Below are 17,701 nucleotides of genomic sequence, written 5' to 3'. Positions count from 1 at the left end.
CCCCCCGTCGCCAGGGGCGACTCCCCCCGGAGTATTTTTGGCCATCGAATGGAGCAAGGGGTGGGGCGCCCGGATGCGCGGGCGGGGTTTCGATCTGAAGTATTCAATATTTCAGGGGGTTGCGGGATAATCCCGCCTTGGTGACCATGTCACTGAGGGGCGCGCGAAAGGGGCGTATCGTTGGATCAGATATCCAATGGAGGATCCGATGAAACCGCAAGTGACCCGTCCCGCAGATCGCTGGTCGCCGCTGTATTTCCTGGCTTCGGTCGGGGCCGGTGGTCTGGCCGTGACCTTTTTCATGTATCTGATGTTCTGGGTGAAACACCCGGGCCAACCGGTGCCCGTCTTTGAGGACATCCAGGCGGCTCTGGCCACCGCAAGCCCGCTGTTCTCGGCGACGATCTACCTGGCGCTGGCCGGGATCGCCGTCTTTGCCGCGATGAACCTTTACCTGCTGGTCTGGAACCTGCGGCGCACCGGCCCCTTCCTGCGCTCCGAGGGGGGCGCGGCGCTGGCCGCCGGGCAGGGGCAGACCCAGATGACCGCGCTGCCGCTGGCGCTGGCCATGTCGATCAACGGTCTGTTCATCCTGGGTCTGGTTTTCGTGCCCGGCCTCTGGGGCGTGGTCGAGTATCTCTTCCCGCTGGCCCTGATCGCCTTTGCCGCCGTGGGCGTGCTGGCGCTGCGCCAGGTTGGGCGTTACGTGGTGCGGGTGATCGGCCATGGCGGCTTTGACTGGAAGGCCAACAACTCGCTGTCGCAACTGCTGCCGGCCTTTGCCCTGTCGATGGTGGGCGTCGGTCTGGCCGCCCCGGCCGCGATGAGCACGTCCAAGGCCACCGCCGGGATCGCGCTGGTGCTGGCCAGCTTCTTCCTGGTGATTGCGGTGATCTACGCGGCGGTGAAGCTGGTGCTGGGTGTGCGCTCGATGCTGGAACATGGGGTGGCCGTGGAACAGGCGCCGACGCTGCTGATCGTGGTGCCCATGGTGACCGTCCTGTCGATCCTGCTGGTGCGTCTGGATCATGCCCTGCACGTCCATTTCGGCGGCCATTCGACCCCGGCGGACATGCTGGTCTTCCTGACCCGGGCGCTGTCGGTGCAGGTGGGCTTCACCCTCTTCGGCCTGACGATCCTGTCGGCCACCGGCTATATCCGCCGCTTCATCACCGGGTCCGAGACCTCGGTCGGCTCCTACGCGCTGATCTGCCCCGGTGTGGCCCTGTCGGTGCTGATGCACTTCTGGATCAACAAGGGGCTGGTCGCCGCCGGGATGATTGCCAAGTTCGGCACTGCCTACTGGGCGCTGAGCGCCGTGGCCCTGGCCTTGCAGCTGTCGATGATCGTGCTGCTGGTGGTGCTGAACCGCCGCCACTTTCTGATCCGGCAGACCCCGGCGCAGGTGCCCGCGGAATGAGGGGCGGCCCGCGCCCTGCCTGAAAAGACGACCCCGTCCGGGCCTTGCGCCCCGGGCGGGGCTTTCCCGTTGCGATCCCGCCCAGAGGAGTTGATCCGATGCCGTTTGGTCCCGACCTGCCCGGAGCCCCCCATCCCAGGTCCGATATGCCCGTGCCGGTGTTGACCGGCCCGCCCGCACCCCGGCCGGACTGCCCCGAAGCCGCCCGTGCCGTGGCCGAGCGGCTGGTGCGCGCCGTGCGCCGGGCGGGCGGGCGCCAGCGCAGCGCCGGGGCGGGGGCGCAGGCCTTCCGCTGGCACGGGGCGCCGCGGGCCTTCGTGCTGCTGATCTCGGGGCGGATCTCGGTGCGTTTCCGCACCCGCAACCGCCTGGTGCCGATGGCCGAATGCCGGGCCAGCGCAGGGCAGGACTGTATGCCGGTCACCGCCGCCATCCTGTCGGACACCGGGCTGTCGGTCACCGCCCATTGCCTTGAACGGACCCGCTGGCTGGAGCTGGATCCTGCGGCGTTCCGTCGCCTCGTGGCCGAGGATGCCACCTTTCGCCAGGCCCTTTTCGCCCAACATGCACGGCGTTTGCCCTATTTCTTCCAGCGCGTCGCGGGGCCGGTCACCCGCAGCATGGATCAACGTGTGGCCGAATGGCTGCTGGCACATATGCGAAAAGATGCGGTAGAGACCACACATCAGGCCATGGCCGCCGATCTGGTGACCGCGCGCGAGGTGATCTCGCGGCGGCTGCGGGATTTCGCGGCGCGGGGCTGGATCGAACAGGGGCGTGGGCGCATCCGGGTAACCGGCGCTGCCGCCCTGAGCCGGGTGGCCCGAGGAGAGGCCGCCTGGGCCGGCGCCGAGGCGCCCGCCCGCACGACGTGACGCGCCAGCGGGAGGCCAGCGCCAACAGCAGCAGGACCGGGGCCCCGTGCCCCGGCAAGGCAGAAGAGGCAAGGCCGGATGCAGGACAGCGCAGCGATCGAGGGCCGCGACACCGCCGCCGAGGGTCTGACCGCGCGGGCCGGGGCGCCCGGGGCTGGTGCCGAAACCAGCGCTGACACCGCCCCCGAGGTCCGCCCCGACCGGCGCGCCGCCCGGGCGGCCATGCAGGCCCGGATCATCGCCCCGGTGAAACCGCTGCTGCGCCGGGCGGGGATGCTCAGCATTGCCTCGGGGCTGATCTGGCCGGTGCAGGCCGCCGCCATCGCCTGGGCCGTCTCGGGCTGGGCCACCGGCGCCCTGGCGCTGGAACGCAGCCTCTGGGCCGCCGCCATCTATCTGGCCTGCGGGCTGATCCGCGCGGGCCTTGACCGTGTGGCGGGGGGGATGCTGTACCGCGCCGCGGACCAGACCATCGCCCGCGAACGCGATCTGCTGATCGGACGCGAGGCGCGCCGCCCCGGTGGGGCAGGCTCTGCCGCCGTCGCGGCGCTGGCGGTGCAGAAGCTGCCGCTGCTGCACCCCTGGATCACCCGCTACCACGTCGCCATGCTGCGCACCTCGATCATCCCGCTGGTCTATCTGGCGGTGGCCTTCTGGTTCTCCTGGGCCATTGGCGTGGTCCTGCTGGTCGCCGGGCCGCTGATCCCGGTCTTCATGGCCTTGGTCGGCATGGCCGCCGAGGATGCCAGCCGCCGCCAGATGGATGAGATCGGCAGCATGAACTCCATGCTGATGGACCGGCTGTCGGCCCTGCTGGACATTCGTCTGCTGGGCGCCCGCAGCCGCGCGGCTGAGGATTTCGAGACCCGCGCCGACCGGTTGCGCGAAAAGACCATGGCGGTTCTGCGCATCGCCTTCCTCAGCTCCACCGTGCTGGAGCTCTTTGCCGCCATCGGCGTGGCCATGGTGGCGGTTTTCGTGGGCTTCACCCTGCTGGGCGAGGTCGGTTGGGGCAGTTGGGGCAATGGGCTGACCCTTTACGAGGGGATCTTTCTGCTGCTGATCGCGCCCGAGTTCTTCCAGCCGCTGCGCGACCTGGCCGCCGCCTGGCACGACCGGGCTTCGGGCGCCTCGGTGGTGGAAGAGCTGGAGGCGATGGATGCCGCCCCGCGCCTCGCCCTGCTGGGCGAGGGCCTGGCCGCAAGCCCGCTGCCGGGGCCGCTGTCGGTGACGATGCGCGGTGCCGTGGCGGGGCTGCCGGGCCGCGCGCTGGCGCTGCCGGATCTGGATCTGGCGGCGGGGCAAAGCCTGGCGCTGGTCGGGCCGTCGGGGGTGGGCAAATCCACCGCCCTGGCCGCCCTGGCGGGTCTGGTGCCGCTGGTCGAGGGCCGGATCACGGTCTGCGGGCAAGAGCTGAACGCCGCCAGCGCCGATGCCTGGCGCGCCCGGCTGGTGCTGGTGCCGCAGCGGGTGCATTTCCCCGATGCCGCCCTGGGCGACTGGCTGTCGGCCGGCCAACCCCGGGATGAGGTCGCGCTGTGGGACGCGCTGGAGCTGGCCGAGGCCCGCGCCGTGGTCGAGCGCCTGCCCGAGGGTCTGCAAACCCGGCTGGGGGAAAGCGGCGGCGGCGTCTCGGGCGGCGAGGCGCGGCGGCTGATGATCGCCCGCGCGGTGGTACAGGGCGCCGATCTGGTGCTGGCGGACGAGCCGACGGCGGATCTGGACGCGCTGACCGCCGACCGGGTGACCCGGGCGCTGCGACGGTTGCAGGGGCAGGGGGCGGCGCTGATCGTGGCGACCCATGACCCGGCCCTGGCCGAGGCGATGCAGACCCAGGTGATCCTGACGGAGGGCGCGGCATGACACCGATCTGGCGGGTTCTGAAACTGCTGCTGGGCGCCAGCCCCCGGGCCATGGCGCGGGGTGCCGCGCTGGCGGTGACGGTGCTGCTGATGGGCGTGGCCCTGCTGGGCCTCTCGGGCTGGTTCATCACCGCCACCGGTATGGCCGGGCTGGCGGGGATCGGCATCGCCTTCAACGTCTTTCAACCCTCGGCCGGGGTGCGCCTTCTGGCGCTTGGCCGCACGGCGGCGCGTTATGGCGAACGGCTGCTGACCCATGACGCCACGCTGCGGGCCCTGGCGGCGCTGCGGGTGGACCTGCTGCGCCGTCAGGCGCGGGCCGGGGGGCGGGCGCTGGCGCGGCTGCGCAGCGAGGCCACGCTGACCCGGATCCTGGCGGATGTGGATGCGCTGGACGGTCTGGTGCTGCGCCTGGCGCTGCCGGTCTTTGCCGGGCTTGTGACCCATGCGGTGGTCTTCCTCATGCTGGGCTGGCTGGCGGGCTGGCCCGTGGCGCTGACCGTGGCCGCGATCTACCTGCCGCTGGCGGCGCTGGTGCTGGTGCGGCTGGCCCGAGCAGGCATGGCCCCGTCCCGCGACGGCGAACGCGAGGCCCAGGCCCTGCGGCGCGGCATGATCGACATGATCCGCGACCGCGAGGCGCTGATCCTGGGCGGCCAGCTGGCGGCGCGCGAAGACCGCCTGCGGGCGGGCGACGCGCGCGCCCGTGCGGCCTCGGGCACGCTGGACCGGGCCGAGCGGCGCGCCGGGGCCCATCTGTCGGCGCTGGTGGCGCTGGCGGTGGCGGGGGCACTGGTGGCGGGCGGCTGGCTGGCCCAGGCGGGCGGGCTGGATCCGGCCCGCGCGGCCATCGGCATCTTCGTGGCCCTGGCCCTGGCCGAAACCCTGCTGCCCCTGCGCCGGGGCTTTGCCGAGCTGGGCCGGATGGTCGACGCCGCTTCGCGCGTCGATCCCGGCGCCGAGGCGCCCGAGGCGGCAACCGAAAGGCACGAGGAGGGCCGGGCGGGGGCGCCGCTCTTGTCCGTCGACCGGCCCGAGGCGCGGTTCACCCTGGGGCGCGGCGAGGCGCTGGCGCTGGAGGGGCCCTCGGGCGTCGGCAAGACCACCCTGCTGCTGCGCATCGCGGGGCTGATGGCGGGCGAGGGGATCGCCATCGCGGGCCATGCCCCCGCCGACTGGACCGAAGACGCCCTGCGCGCCCGGGTCGCCATGCTGCCGCAGCGTAGCGCCCTGATCGCCGGGACGATCCGCGACAACCTGGCCCTGGCCGCCCCCGAGGCCAGCGACGCCGCGCTGTGGCAGGCGCTGGAGGTGGTGGCGCTGGACCAGGTGATCCGCGAGCGCGGCGGCCTGGATGCCCGGCTGGGCGAGGGGGGCGCGGGCCTGTCGGGGGGGCAATCGCGCCGCCTGGCCCTGGCGCGCTGCGTGCTGCGCGCGCCCGATCTGCTGCTCTTGGACGAACCGACCGAGGGCCTGGACCCGGAGACCGCGACCCGCGTTCTGGACAACCTGCGCGCCGCCGTTCCCGACGCTGCCGTATTGGCAACGTTGCACCGTGGCGGAGATCACGTAATCTTTACCCGGCGACTCACCATTTCTCGCCCCTGAGGCCCTGTTCCTTGCCTCAGGTCAAACAACTGAACCCGAGATTTCAGTAGGTATTGTGACGAAGTCACCGCCCTTGGTGATGATGTCACACAGAAGTTTACGCCGACGGGTTTATCCCCGGGGCAATTGGAGAGTGGCCGAGTCGTATTTTCTCCCCTGCGGCGCTCTCCCAGGCAAGGAGGCCAGAAATGGAGCTCGACATCGTTGAGCTGTCACGTCTGCAATTCGCGATGACAGCCATGTACCACTTCCTCTTCGTGCCGCTGACGCTGGGTCTGTCGATCCTCGTCGCGATCATGGAGACGGTTTATGTCATGACCGGACGCCCGATATGGCGCCAGATGACCAAGTTCTGGGGGACGTTGTTCGGCATCAACTTCGTCCTCGGTGTTGCCACCGGCATCACCATGGAATTCCAGTTCGGCATGAACTGGAGCTATTACAGCCACTACGTCGGTGACATCTTCGGCGCGCCCCTGGCGATCGAAGGGCTGATGGCCTTCTTCCTGGAAGCCACCTTCGTGGGTCTGTTCTTCTTCGGCTGGGACAAGCTGAGCAAGGTGGCCCACCTGGTGGTGGCCTGGCTGGTGGCCCTGGGCTCGAACTTCTCGGCGCTGTGGATCCTGATCGCCAACGGCTGGATGCAGAACCCGGTGGGGGCAGAGTTCAACCCCGACACCATGCGCATGGAGATGACCAGCTTCTTCGACGTGCTGTTCAACGAGGTGGCCCAGGCCAAGTTCGTGCACACCGTCTCGGCCGGTTACGTCACCGCCTCGGTCTTCGTGCTGGGGGTCTCGGCCTTCTACATGCTGCGCGGGCGCCACACGCGCCTGGCCAAACGCTCGATCACCGTCGCCGCCAGCTTCGGCCTGGCCGCCGCGCTGTCGGTCGTGGTGCTGGGTGACGAGTCGGGTTATTCCGCCAGCCACACCCAGAAGATGAAACTGGCCGCCATTGAGGCCATGTGGGAAACCCAGGAAGCGCCTGCGCATTTCACCTTGGTCGGCATCCCCGACAAGGAAGCGCGTGAAACCCATTACGCGGTGGAAATCCCCTGGGTGATGGGCCTGATCGGCACCCGCAGCCTGACCCAGGAAATCCCCGGCATCGACCAGCTGGTCGACGAGGCGCATGATCGCATCGAGAACGGCATCATCGCCTATGACGCGCTGATGACCATCCGCGAGCAGCGTGACGCCACCCCCGCCGATGTCCGCGCCACCTTCGAGCAGCATTCCGAGGACCTCGGCTTTGCCATGCTCCTGATGCGCTACACCGACGATCCGCGCACCGCCACGCCCGAGATGATCACCCAGGCGGCCAATGACACCATCCCCGGCGTCTTCCCGCTGTTCTGGGCCTTCCGCATCATGGTGGCGCTCGGCTTCGGCTTCATCGGCATGATGGCCTACTTCTTCATCCGGTCGAGCTTCTACGGGCAAAGCTACCCCCGCTGGGCGCTGCACGCGGCCGTCTGGCTGATCCCGGCGCCCTGGATCGCCGCCGAGCTGGGCTGGTTCGTGGCCGAGTTCGGGCGTCAGCCCTGGACCGTGGACGGGGTTCTGCCGACCGCGCTGTCGGTCAGCCACCTGTCGGTCGGTGACCTGCTGCTGACGCTTGCCGGCTTCGTCACCTTCTACAGCGTCCTCTTCATCATCGAGATGGGTCTGATGATCAAATACATCCGCAAGGGCCCGACCGAGGATGTCGAGGAAACCGAAATCTGGGAAGAGCGGCACGCGGCCCGGCTTCAGGCCGACCCCGCCATCGCTGCCGCGGAGTAAGAACCATGATCCTTTTCGAACTTATCAGCTATGACGTGCTGCGGGTGATCTGGTGGGTGCTTCTGGGCGTCCTTCTGATCGGCTTTGCCCTGACCGACGGTTTCGACATGGGGGTCGGCGCGCTGCTGCCCTTCGTGGCCAAGACCGATGTGGAACGCCGGGTGGTGATCAACACCGTCGGCCCGGTCTGGGAAGGCAACCAGGTGTGGTTCATCCTGGGCGGCGGCGCCATCTTCGCCGCCTGGCCGCCGCTTTACGCGGTCAGCTTCTCGGGCTTCTACCTGGCGATGTTCGCCGTGCTGGCCTGTTTCATCCTGCGGCCCGTGGGGTTCAAGTACCGCTCGAAACGCGAAAGCGCGCGCTGGCGCTCGGGCTGGGACTGGGCGCTGTTCGTCGGCGGGGCCGGTCCGGCGCTGCTCTTCGGGGTGGCCGTGGGCAATGCCATGCTGGGCGTGCCCTTCCACCTGAACGACCTGCTGATGCCGATGTATGACGGCACCTTCTACGGCAAGTTCCTGGGTCTGCTGCGGCCCTTCGCGATCCTGTCGGGCGTGGTCAGCTTCGCCATGCTGATGATGCATGGCGCCGCCTGGCTGGCCCTGAAGACCGAAGGCGAGATCAACGCCCGGGCCCGTCGCATGGGGTCTGTCGCGGGGATCGTCGCCATCGTGGCCTATGCCCTGGCCGGTGTCTGGCTGGCCTTCGGGGTGGACGGGTTTACCATCACCTCCGAGGTGGCGGCCAATGGCCCGTCGAACCCGCTTTACAGCGAGGTCGCGCGCGGCGGTTCCTGGCTTTCGGCCTATGCCGAGCGGCCCTGGATCGCCATCGCGCCCGCGCTTGGCTTCCTTGGCATGGTGCTGGCGGTGCTGGGCCTGCGGTCGCAGCGCGAGGTCTCGACCCTGCTCTTCTCGAAGCTGGGGATCCTGGGTGTCATCAGCTCGGTCGGGCTGACGATGTTCCCCTTCATCCTGCCGTCCACGGTGGATCCGAACTCGTCGCTGACCGTCTGGGACGCCTCGTCCTCGCACCGCACGCTGTTCATCATGCTGGTCTGCGCGCTGATCTTCATGCCGCTGATCCTGGCCTATACCGCCTGGGTCTACAAAGTCCTCTGGGGCAAGGTGACCGAAGATGACGTGACCGGCCCGTCGCACAGCTACTGACACGAAAGGAACAGATCAAATGTGGTATTTTGCCTGGCTTCTGGGCCTTCCGCTGGCCGCCATCTTCGCCGTGATGAACGCCATGTGGCTGGAAATGCAGCGCGACCGCCGTCTGGCCGACGAACATGACGAGGCCGCGGGCCGCTGACGCGAACCGCCCCGGCCGGCATCCCCCGTGGGGACGGGGTCGGCCGGGGCACATCTCATTGACTGGACGGGGGCCGCGCAGACGGCCCTGTCCCTTTTGGAAGGAGGAGGGGTCGGTATGGTAGACCGCAGAGATTTCCTGAAACTGGCGGCGCTTGGGGCGACCGCCGGGCTGGGGGCCCAGGCCGCAAGCGCCGCGCCGCAGCCCGATCCGGTGTCGACCAATGCCCGGATCGTCATCATCGGGGCAGGGGCCGCCGGCACCGCCCTGGCCAACCGCCTGGTGCGACGGCTGGAAGGCGCGAAGATCACCCTGATCGACCCGCGCCGCGACCACCTGTACCAGCCCGGCCTGTCGCTGGTGGCGACGGGTCTGAAACCGGCCGACTACGTGGTGTCGAAGACCACCGACTGGCTGCCCGACGGGGTCGAGCTGGTGCCCGACCGGGTCGCCGCCGTCGATCCCGAGGCCAAGACCGTGGCCACCGAACGCGGCGAGGTTCTGGAGTACGACTGGCTGGTCGTGGCGCCGGGCCTGGTGCTGGACCATGACGCGATCGAGGGCTTCTCGCTGGATCTGGTGGGCCGCGACGGCATCGGCGCCCTCTACGCCGGGCCCGAATACGCCGCCAAGACCTGGCAGGCCGCGGGCCGGTTCACCGAGGAAGGCGGCGTGGGGATCTTCACCCGCCCCGCGACCGAGATGAAATGCGCCGGTGCGCCGCTGAAGCACACCTTCCTGATCGACGACATCGCCAAGCGCAACGGCACCGGCCGCGAGGTGGTCTATGCCGCGCCCCAGGGCAGCCTCTTTGGCGTGCCGATCGTGGCCGAGAAGGTGCGGATGCTCTTCGAGGATCGCGGCATCGACACGATGATGCAATCGACGCTGGTCTCGGTCGAGCCGGGCGCCAAACGCGCCACCTTCCGCACCGAAACCGGGCTGGAGGAACGCGATTACGACTATCTGCACGTCATCCCGCCGCAACGCGCGCCGGATTTCGTGGTGCAATCGGGCCTCGCCTGGGCTGACAAATGGGTTGATCAGGGCTGGGCCGAGGTCGACATGCATAACCTGCGCCACCTGCGTTACCCCGATATCTTCGCCCTGGGCGATGTGGCGGGCGTGCCCAAGGGCAAGACGGCGGCGAGCGTCAAATGGCAGGTGCCGGTGGTCGAGGATCACCTGGTCGCCGCCATCGAAGGCAAGGAGGGCACCGGTTACTACGACGGCTACACCTCTTGCCCGATGATCACCCGCGTCGGTCGGGCCATGCTGGTCGAGTTCGACTATCACAACAACCTGACCCCCAGCTTCCCCGGTGTCATCGCACCCCTGGAAGAGCTGTGGATCAGCTGGCTGATGAAGGAAGTCGCGTTGAAGGCCACCTATAACGCCATGCTGCGCGGCCGCGCCTGAGGAGGACACGACATGAAGGATATGACGTTCAGCACCCTGATCGCCGTCTTCGAAGAGATCTTCGGACGCGGGCTTTTCTGGGTCATGGTCGCCGTCGCCGCCGTGGTGACGCTGGCCTATCTCTACGTGCTGATCCGCGACCGCGCGGTCAGCTGGCGCAAGTTCCTGCTGGCGCAGCTGTCCATGCCCGTGGGCGCCGTGGCGGCGGTGATCTTCGTCCAGGCGATGACCCATTCCGGGTTCGAGGATATCGGCGGGCCGATCGACCTGATCGTCCTGCTGGGTGTGGCCGTTCTGGGCGCCATCGGCATGGCGATCCTGGTCTATACCGCGCAATCCCTGCTGACCGGACGGAGGGACGAGGAATGAGCGAGACCACCAGCAGCCCCGCGCCGCAACACTCGCGGCTGGAGCATTTCCCGATCTCCTTCTTCGGTATGTCCATGGGCCTGTTCGGTCTGGCCCTGGCCCTGCACGCAGGCGGCTTTGCCGCCCCCGCCCATTGGGTGGGCCTGGGGGCGCTGGTGGTCTTTGCCGCGCTGGCCCTGGCCCTGGCGGCCAAGGCCCTGCTGCACTGGGACGCGCTGAAGGCCGAATGGCACCACCCGGTGCGGCTGGCCTTCTTTCCGGCCACCTCGATCTCGCTGATCCTGCTGGCCACCTTCCTGCGCGAGGTCTCGCCCGGCGCGGCAGAGGGCGTCTGGCTGGTCGGCGTGGCGGTGCAGGCGGTGCTGACGCTGGTGGTCATCTCGGCCTGGATCTCGGCCCGGGCCTTTGGCCCCGGCCAGCTGTCGCCCGCCTGGTTCATTCCGGCCGTGGGCAATGTCATCGCGCCGCTGGCGGGGGTGCCGCTCGGCTATGTGGAACTCAGCTGGTATTTCTTCGCCGTGGGGATCCTCTTTTGGGTCGTGCTGCTGACGCTGGTCTTCAACCGGCTGATCTTTCACGACCCGCTGCCGGGCAAGCTGCGCCCGACGCTGGTGATCCTGGTGGCTCCGCCCGCCGTGGGCTTTCTGGCCTGGGTGCAACTGCACGGCGGCCAGTTGGACGCCATGGCGCGGATCCTGCTGAACGCGGGCTATTTCTTCGCCGCCCTGGTGGCGATCCAGATCCCCGCGCTGCTGAAACTGCCCTTCGCGCTCAGCTTCTGGGCGCTGTCCTTCCCGCTGGCGGCGATCACCACGGCCAGTTTCCGCTTTGCCGCGCTGACCGGCTCGGGCTTCCATCAGGGGCTGGGCTATGTCCTGCTGGCAGCGCTGGTGGTGACGATCCTGGCGCTGATCCTGCGCACCGCGCGGGCCGCCGCCGCCCATCAGATCTGTGTACCGGAGTAAGACGGAGATGAGCCAGATAGCCAATCCCGACGCCGAGGCCGACGAGGCCAGCCTGACCAATTGGATCGACCGGTTCAACGGGCTGAAATCCCTGCCCGAAGAGACCCGCACCCGCCTGTCGCGCGGCAGCCGCGTCCGCCGCTTTCCCGAGGGCGCGGTGCTGTTCGAACCGGGGCAGGAGGCCGACCGCCTGCTTTTGCTGCTGTCGGGCACGGTGCGGGTGCAGCAAAGCTCGGACCAGGGGCGCGAGGTCTTCCTTTACCGGGTCAACGCGGGCGAAAGCTGCGTGCTGACCACCGCCTGTATGCTGGCCTTCGAGGATTACGCCACCACCGGCGTGGCCGAGACGCCGGTTCTGGCCGCCGAGATCCCGCGCGGCACCTTCGACACGCTGGTGGCCGAAAGCAAGGTCTTCCGCGAGTTTGTCTTTCGCGCCTATGCGCGCCGCATCACCGACCTGTTCACCCTGATCGACGACATCGTCTTTCAGCGGCTGGATGTGCGCCTGGCGGGGCGGCTGATCGAACTGGCCGATGCCGACGGGGTGGTCCATGCCACCCACCAGGTGCTGGGCACCGAACTGGGCACCGCGCGCGAGGTGATCAGCCGCCTGTTGTCGGATTTCCAGAAACGCGGCCTGGTGAAACAGGCGCGCGGCGCGGTCTGTCTGCTGGACCGCGAGGCCCTGGACCGGCTGGCGCGCGGCGGCGAGCGCTAGGGGCCGCCTTTGCCCTGTGTTTGGTGACCTTGTCACCGTGCGCGGGGCGGCATTTGTGGCACTCTGGCGCCTTAGACATTCCGGAAAGGAGTTCGATATGTCCGTGAACATGGGAAAACTCGACCGCATCCTGCGTCTGGTGATCGCCGCGGTGCTGGTCTACCTGGCCTTCGGCAGCGCCGTGGCCGCCGCTGGCCTGCTGCACTGGCTGGCGCTGATCGTGGCCGTCGTCATGGTGGTGACCGCCCTGGTCGGCAACTGCCCGCTTTACAGCCTTGTCGGCCTGAAGACCTGCAAGGACTGCTAAGGGATCGGCCCTGGCCCCAGCCTGGGGCCGCGCCGCAAAAGACGAAAAGGGCCGGACGTCATGTCCGGCCCTTCGTCGTATCCGACCCGGGCACAGAAAAGGCCGCCCCGAAGGGCGGCCAGGTTGGGAGAAGAGGAAGGGGGGCTGGGATCACGGCTCCCACTGATTGCGGAAGCGTTCCCAGGTCTTTTCGCCCGCCAGGCAATCGGCGGCGGGGCTGCGCCCGGCGGCGGGGCGGGTCAAGACGGTGCTGGCGGGGATCACCCGGGGCCGGGCGGCGGCGATCTCCAGCACGATCTTGCGGCGCACCGCATCGGCGAACTCGTCCCAGCTGCGCACCGGGATCATGAAGGCGCCCTGGCCGCCGATCACGCAGTCGCGGTAATAGGCGTCCAGATCGTCCATCGACCAGCGCGAGCCGACCCCTTCGGCGGTCATCAGCGGCAGGCCGTTGATCGTCACCCCCCGCGCCAGCAGCCGGTCGCGGGCGGGCACCACCGGATCGCCCGAATTGTTCGGCCCGTCGCCCGAGATGTCGACCACCCGGCGCAGCCCCTGAAAGCCATTGGTGTGCAGCGTGTCGGCGGCGTAATCCAGCGCCGAGGAGATCGAGGTGCGCTGCATCCCCACGGGGCGCGCCTGCATCAGCAGACCGGCCACCCAGGCGGCCTCCTCGGCATCACCGATCGTGGTCCAGTCGACCACCACCCGGTGCGAGCCGGGCCCGGCCCATTCCACATAGGTCACCGCGATCCGCCCCAGGAACCCGTCGCCGATCACCCCCAGCACCGCCTCCGAGGTCAGCGCCGCCGCATAGCCGCGCCGCTGGATGTCCAGCTCGTTCGCGGTCATCGAGCGCGACACGTCGACCATCAGCGCCAGTTCCACGTCGACCTCTACCAGGGTGGGGTCATAGGCGAAAAGATCGGCGCCGTCGGCCAGCGCCGGGGCGGGAAGAAGAAGGAGGGAGAGGAGATGTAACAGGCGCATGACAAACTGTCCGGTGGCTTTGGCCGTCCTGTCCAGCGTCAGTGCTGCGTTGCAGCATGTGTGAACGGTAACTGCCGCGTGAGATGCGCAAGAAACTAGCTAATGGGCCTTAACGATAGCTTGTGCCCTGCGGTCTTTCGACAATTGTCCATATTTTCGGGCGCGACTCAAATCACATTCCTTGAACAATCAAGTTATATCTGAATGCTGCGCGTGCGAAATCGCCCCGCGGGCGTGGTGCCGCGCGAGGGGCTGGGCCCGGCCTGGGCGCGCGCCCGAAGGCGCCGCCCGAAAGCCGGTCTTTGTCCCGAAGATCAAACCTTTGGGCGCGCGGTGGCGCGGCCCGGATCAGTGATCAGTAGCCGCCCTGGTCGTTCTGCCAGGGTTTCACCAGGTTGCCGAAGCGGGTGAAGCGGCCCTCGAAGGACAGCTCGACCGTGCCGATCGGCCCGTGACGCTGCTTGCCGATGATCACCTCGGCCTTGCCGTGCAGGCGCTCCATCCGCTCTTGCCAGGCGGCCATTTCGTCCAGCCGGTCATCCGAAGGCTTCTCGCGTTCGACGTAATATTCCTCGCGGAACACGAACATCACCACGTCGGCGTCCTGTTCGATCGAGCCCGATTCCCGCAGGTCCGACAGCTGCGGCCGCTTGTCGTCGCGGCTTTCCACCGTCCGGCTCAGCTGCGACAGGGCGATGACGGGGATGTTCAGCTCTTTCGCGATGGCCTTCATGCCCATCGAGATCTCGGCGATCTCCTGCACCCGGTTGTCGGCGGTGCCGCGACACAGTTGCAGGTAGTCGATGATCAAGAGGTCCAGGCCATGGGTCCGCTTCAGGCGCCGCGCCCGCGCCGCCAGCTGGGCGATCGGCAGGGCGGGGGTGTCGTCGATATAAAGCGGGCAGGCCTCCAGCGACTTGGCGGCCTCGACGAAACGGCGGAACTCTTCCTCGGTCATGTCGCCCTTGCGGATCTGTTCCGAGGGCACTTCGGCGGCTTCCGACAGGATCCGCGCCGCCAGCTGTTCCGCCGACATCTCCAGAGAGTAGAAGCCGACCACACCGCCTTCGACCGCGCCGATGGTGCCATCGTGGCGCTGGCCGCGCTTGTAGGCCTTGGCGACGTTGAAGGCGATGTTGGTCGCCAGCGAGGTTTTCCCCATCGAGGGGCGCCCGGCCAGGATCAGCAGGTCAGAGGGGTGCAGGCCGCCCAGCTTGCGGTCCATGTCGATCAGCCCGGTCGAGACACCGGCCAGACCGCCCTCGCGCTGATAGGCGGCATTGGCCACGTTCACCGCATCGGTCACCGCCTTCAGGAAGGAGACAAAGCCCGATTCCGAGGTGCCCTGTTCCGACAGCTTGTAAAGCTTCTGTTCCGCCTGAACGATCTGTTCCTTCGGATCGTTGTCCACATCGACCTTGGCGGCGCCGTCGGAAATGTCGCGGCCCAGGCGGATCAGCTCGCGCCGGATCGCCAGGTCATAGATCATCTGCGCATAGTCGCGCACCGCGTAGGACGAGACGGCCGCGCCTGCGAGTTTGGCCAGATAGGCCGGGCCGCCCAGTTCCTTGAGCCCCTCGTCATCGCCCAGAAAGGCCTTCAGCGTCACCGGCGAGGCCAGCTGGTTCTTGGCGATCCGCGCTGCCGCGATCTCGTAGATGCGGGCATGGACCGGGTCGTAGAAATGGGTGGCGTTGATGATCTGCGCCACGCGGTCGTAGACATCGTTGTTGGTCAGGATCGCGCCCAGAAGCTGCTGTTCGGCCTCCACCGAATGGGGCAGGGCCTTGGACAGTTCGGCATCCTCGCCGGTCGCGTTGAAAGTGGTGATCTCGTTCATGCCTGTCCCCGGATCTGCCCAGTGTTCGGGATCTGCGCGATCCCGCGGCCACCCTCGGGATCGCCCCGGCGCCAGCCGCGGGACGGACCTGCCTCGGCCGTCCGGACTGTGCCGCCGGATCGTCCCCCGTGGACAGGGGTCTTAGCCGCATCGGCCGGTCCGAGACAATCGGGATATCCTGTGGATAAGCTGTGCATGATCCAAGCCTACCACATGCGGTGGTTGCTTGCATCCATCCCCACCTCATTTCGCGAAAGGCCTTGTGCGTAGCGCGCGCAGCCCCCGGGCGGGTGGCGGGAAACCGCCCGCAAAAACGGCAACGGCCCCCGCAGGGGCCGCTGATGGCTTTCGCGCCGCACCGGGCCGAGTCGCGGCTCAGCCCTTGCGGGCCTCCTGCCAGGCGCGCGGCGCCTTCAGGAACTCTTCGACCTCGTCCAGGGTGGCGGCGTCAAAGGCCCCGCGCGCGCGGGCCTCGGCCAGCACGTCCCACCAGGTGCACAGGTGATGCAGGGTCACGCCATGCTCGGCCAGACGTTCGGTCGTGCCCTCGAAGATGTCGTAGTAGAAGATCACCGCCGTATGGGCACAGCTGGCGCCGGTCTCGCGGATCGCATCCACGAAGGACAGCTTCGATCCGCCGTCGGTGGTCAGATCCTCGACCAGCAGCACCCGCTGACCCTCGGTCATCACCCCCTCGATGCGGGCGTTCCGGCCATAGCCCTTGGGCTTCTTGCGCACATAGGTCATCGGCAGGGCCAGGCGTTCGGCCACCAGGGCCGAGAAGGGGATGCCCGCCGTTTCACCGCCCGCGATATTGTCGAAGGCCTCAAGACCCGCGTTGCGCATCACCGTGCAGGCCATGAAATCCATCAGGGCCGAGCGGATGCGCGGGAAAGAAATCAGCTTGCGGCAATCCACGTAGGAGGGCGAGGGTAGGCCCGATGCCAGGGTGAAGGGCGTCTCGGTGTTGAAATCCACCGCCTTGATATCCAGAAGCATTCCGGCCGTCAGGCGCGCGATCTCTTCTTTCGACGGGTAGGAACTGGGGATCATCGTCGGGGTCCTCTCGTTGCGCTCATGTTCATCCGGCAGCCAAAAATACTCCCGCCGGAGGCTCGGGACGCGCCCGCAGGGCGTCCCGAAAAGGATCAGGGCCTTTGCCCGCTACTCGGCGCTGACCGCGCTGACGTGCCAAGCGGGGGTGAAACCGGGATCGAAGACGGTGACCGGGCCGCCGGCCTTGGTCTCGATCTTGGCGGGATAGTCAATGGGCGAACGCTCCAGCGTCAGGGTGCCGGGGTTCGGCGCCAGGCGGTAGAAGGCCGGACCGTTCAGCGAGGTGAAGCCCTCCAGCTTGTCCAGCGCGTCTTCCTCCTCGAAGACATGGGCCAGGATCGCCATGGTGTTGGTGGCGGTGAAACAGCCCGCGCAGCCGCAGCCGCATTCCTTGGCCGGATCCACATGGGGCGCGCTGTCGGTGCCCAGGAAAAAGCGCGGATCACCGGAGGTGGCGGCGACGCGCAGCGCCTGCTGATGGGTGGCGCGTTTGGCCACCGGCAGGCAGTAGTAATGCGGCTTGATGCCGCCCACCAGGATGTGGTTGCGGTTGATCACCAGGTGATGCGTGGTGATCGTGGCGCCCAGGCCCGCCTCGGCAGAGCGCACGTAATCGGCGGCCTCGGAGGTGGTGATATGTTCCATCACCACGCGCAGTTCCGGGATCTCTTTCCGCAGCGGGTCCAGCATGGTCTCGATGAACACCGCCTCGCGGTCGAAGATGTCGACCTCGGGGGTGGTCACCTCGCCATGGGTGCAAAGGGGCAGGCCGATCTCGGCCATGCGTTCCAGCACCGGCACCACCTTGCGGAAATCGGTCACGCCCGAGGCCGAGTTGGTCGTGGCCCCCGCCGGATACAGTTTCACCGCCTTCACCAGGCCAGAGGAGGCCGCGGCGGCCACGTCCTCGGGGTCGGTATCCTCGGTCAGGTAGAGGGTCATCAGCGGCTCGAAACTCATGCCCTCGGGCAGGGCGGCCAGGATCCGGTCGCGATAGGCGGCGGCCTTGGCGCCGGTGACCACCGGGGGCACCAGGTTCGGCATGATGATGGCGCGGCCGAAGTGGCGCGCGGTCTCTGGCAGGACGGCCTTCAGCATCTCGCCGTCGCGCAGATGCAGGTGCCAGTCGTCGGGGCGGCGGATCGTAAGGCTCTGGGTCATGGCCCCGGCT

The 17,701-nt window shown here is 68.1% G+C and carries 16 protein-coding genes; 12 read left to right on the top strand and 4 right to left on the bottom strand.

The features are described 5' to 3' along the window. The first annotated feature begins 208 nt into the window (after positions 1–208). From ACRARE_RS14080 to ACRARE_RS14025, 12 genes are all read left to right on the top strand, one after another. Positions 209–1,420, top strand: coding sequence for a TsoY family (seleno)protein (locus ACRARE_RS14080; RefSeq protein WP_432657081.1), 1,212 nt, complete (start codon positions 209–211; stop codon positions 1,418–1,420). Positions 1,421–1,518: 98 nt separating this feature from the next. Further along, positions 1,519–2,295, top strand: coding sequence for a Crp/Fnr family transcriptional regulator (locus tag ACRARE_RS14075; RefSeq protein WP_432657080.1), 777 nt, complete (start codon positions 1,519–1,521; stop codon positions 2,293–2,295). A gap of 78 nt (positions 2,296–2,373) precedes the next feature. After that, complete coding sequence (locus ACRARE_RS14070) at positions 2,374–4,158, top strand: ABC transporter ATP-binding protein/permease (protein ID WP_432657079.1); 1,785 nt, start codon at positions 2,374–2,376, stop codon at positions 4,156–4,158. After that, complete coding sequence (locus ACRARE_RS14065) at positions 4,155–5,765, top strand: amino acid ABC transporter ATP-binding/permease protein (protein WP_432657078.1); 1,611 nt, start codon at positions 4,155–4,157, stop codon at positions 5,763–5,765. The genes ACRARE_RS14070 and ACRARE_RS14065 overlap by 4 nt, the downstream gene beginning before the upstream one ends. 188 nt (positions 5,766–5,953) lie before the next feature. Beyond that, positions 5,954–7,552 (top strand): cytochrome ubiquinol oxidase subunit I, encoded by a 1,599-nt coding sequence (locus ACRARE_RS14060; RefSeq protein ID WP_432657077.1) that lies wholly within the window; start codon positions 5,954–5,956, stop codon positions 7,550–7,552. 5 nt (positions 7,553–7,557) lie between these two features. Continuing rightward, on the top strand, positions 7,558–8,718 hold the full coding sequence (gene cydB / locus ACRARE_RS14055; RefSeq protein WP_432657076.1) for a cytochrome d ubiquinol oxidase subunit II: 1,161 nt from the start codon (positions 7,558–7,560) through the stop codon (positions 8,716–8,718). 19 nt (positions 8,719–8,737) lie between these two features. Further along, a complete protein-coding gene (gene cydX, locus ACRARE_RS14050) occupies positions 8,738–8,866 on the top strand; it encodes a cytochrome bd-I oxidase subunit CydX (RefSeq protein WP_432657075.1) in 129 nt (42 codons plus the stop codon). A gap of 117 nt (positions 8,867–8,983) precedes the next feature. Continuing rightward, a complete protein-coding gene (locus tag ACRARE_RS14045) occupies positions 8,984–10,285 on the top strand; it encodes an NAD(P)/FAD-dependent oxidoreductase (RefSeq protein WP_432657074.1) in 1,302 nt (433 codons plus the stop codon). Positions 10,286–10,297: 12 nt separating this feature from the next. Next, the gene (locus ACRARE_RS14040) at positions 10,298–10,654 is read left to right on the top strand and encodes a DUF5368 domain-containing protein (RefSeq protein ID WP_432657073.1); all 357 of its coding nucleotides are present in this window, start codon (positions 10,298–10,300) and stop codon (positions 10,652–10,654) included. Beyond that, on the top strand, positions 10,651–11,619 hold the full coding sequence (locus tag ACRARE_RS14035) for an SLAC1 anion channel family protein (protein WP_432657072.1): 969 nt from the start codon (positions 10,651–10,653) through the stop codon (positions 11,617–11,619). Before ACRARE_RS14040 ends, ACRARE_RS14035 begins: the two co-directional genes overlap by 4 nt. Positions 11,620–11,626: 7 nt before the next feature. After that, positions 11,627–12,337 carry a Crp/Fnr family transcriptional regulator gene (locus tag ACRARE_RS14030; protein ID WP_432657071.1) on the top strand — a complete coding sequence of 237 codons (711 nt, stop codon included), beginning with the start codon at positions 11,627–11,629 and terminating at the stop codon, positions 12,335–12,337. A 97-nt stretch (positions 12,338–12,434) separates the two neighbouring features. Continuing rightward, positions 12,435–12,644 (top strand): YgaP family membrane protein, encoded by a 210-nt coding sequence (locus ACRARE_RS14025; protein ID WP_432657070.1) that lies wholly within the window; start codon positions 12,435–12,437, stop codon positions 12,642–12,644. 150 nt (positions 12,645–12,794) lie between these two features. Here the strand turns inward: ACRARE_RS14025 and ACRARE_RS14020 are convergent, their stop codons facing one another. The 4 genes from ACRARE_RS14020 to pyrC all read right to left on the bottom strand — a co-directional run bounded on the left by ACRARE_RS14020 (position 12,795) and on the right by pyrC (position 17,691). Continuing rightward, the gene (locus ACRARE_RS14020) at positions 12,795–13,634 is read right to left on the bottom strand and encodes a DUF1194 domain-containing protein (protein ID WP_432657069.1); all 840 of its coding nucleotides are present in this window, start codon (positions 13,632–13,634) and stop codon (positions 12,795–12,797) included. A gap of 355 nt (positions 13,635–13,989) precedes the next feature. Next, positions 13,990–15,474, bottom strand: coding sequence for a replicative DNA helicase (locus ACRARE_RS14015; protein ID WP_432657068.1), 1,485 nt, complete (start codon positions 15,472–15,474; stop codon positions 13,990–13,992). Between the two features lie 375 nt (positions 15,475–15,849). After that, positions 15,850–16,527, bottom strand: a complete 678-nt coding sequence (locus ACRARE_RS14010) for an orotate phosphoribosyltransferase (protein WP_432657067.1) — start codon at positions 16,525–16,527, stop codon at positions 15,850–15,852. A gap of 111 nt (positions 16,528–16,638) precedes the next feature. After that, a complete protein-coding gene (pyrC, locus tag ACRARE_RS14005; RefSeq protein WP_432657066.1) occupies positions 16,639–17,691 on the bottom strand; it encodes a dihydroorotase in 1,053 nt (350 codons plus the stop codon). Positions 17,692–17,701: the final 10 nt, after the last annotated feature.

The sequence above is a fragment of the Pseudooceanicola aquaeponti genome, from assembly GCF_050897975.1.
Taxonomy (GTDB): Bacteria; Pseudomonadota; Alphaproteobacteria; order Rhodobacterales; family Rhodobacteraceae; genus Pseudooceanicola.
This window is presented reverse-complemented; position numbering and strand designations above follow the sequence as displayed.

Bases quoted from the DNA above. Each gene is read 5' to 3' on its own strand.
- ACRARE_RS14070 (WP_432657079.1), top strand. From the start codon at position 2,374: ATGCAGGACAGCGCAGCGATCGAGGGCCGCGACACCGCCGCCGAGGGT.
- cydB (WP_432657076.1), top strand. From the start codon at position 7,558: ATGATCCTTTTCGAACTTATCAGCTATGACGTGCTGCGGGTGATCTGG.
- ACRARE_RS14025 (WP_432657070.1), top strand. From the start codon at position 12,435: ATGTCCGTGAACATGGGAAAACTCGACCGCATCCTGCGTCTGGTGATC.
- ACRARE_RS14065 (WP_432657078.1), top strand. From the start codon at position 4,155: ATGACACCGATCTGGCGGGTTCTGAAACTGCTGCTGGGCGCCAGCCCC.
- ACRARE_RS14030 (WP_432657071.1), top strand. From the start codon at position 11,627: ATGAGCCAGATAGCCAATCCCGACGCCGAGGCCGACGAGGCCAGCCTG.
- ACRARE_RS14040 (WP_432657073.1), top strand. From the start codon at position 10,298: ATGAAGGATATGACGTTCAGCACCCTGATCGCCGTCTTCGAAGAGATC.
- ACRARE_RS14075 (WP_432657080.1), top strand. From the start codon at position 1,519: ATGCCGTTTGGTCCCGACCTGCCCGGAGCCCCCCATCCCAGGTCCGAT.
- cydX (WP_432657075.1), top strand. From the start codon at position 8,738: ATGTGGTATTTTGCCTGGCTTCTGGGCCTTCCGCTGGCCGCCATCTTC.
- ACRARE_RS14060 (WP_432657077.1), top strand. From the start codon at position 5,954: ATGGAGCTCGACATCGTTGAGCTGTCACGTCTGCAATTCGCGATGACA.
- ACRARE_RS14035 (WP_432657072.1), top strand. From the start codon at position 10,651: ATGAGCGAGACCACCAGCAGCCCCGCGCCGCAACACTCGCGGCTGGAG.
- ACRARE_RS14015 (WP_432657068.1), bottom strand. From the start codon at position 15,474: ATGAACGAGATCACCACTTTCAACGCGACCGGCGAGGATGCCGAACTG.
- pyrC (WP_432657066.1), bottom strand. From the start codon at position 17,691: ATGACCCAGAGCCTTACGATCCGCCGCCCCGACGACTGGCACCTGCAT.
- ACRARE_RS14010 (WP_432657067.1), bottom strand. From the start codon at position 16,527: ATGATCCCCAGTTCCTACCCGTCGAAAGAAGAGATCGCGCGCCTGACG.
- ACRARE_RS14020 (WP_432657069.1), bottom strand. From the start codon at position 13,634: ATGCGCCTGTTACATCTCCTCTCCCTCCTTCTTCTTCCCGCCCCGGCG.
- ACRARE_RS14045 (WP_432657074.1), top strand. From the start codon at position 8,984: ATGGTAGACCGCAGAGATTTCCTGAAACTGGCGGCGCTTGGGGCGACC.
- ACRARE_RS14080 (WP_432657081.1), top strand. From the start codon at position 209: ATGAAACCGCAAGTGACCCGTCCCGCAGATCGCTGGTCGCCGCTGTAT.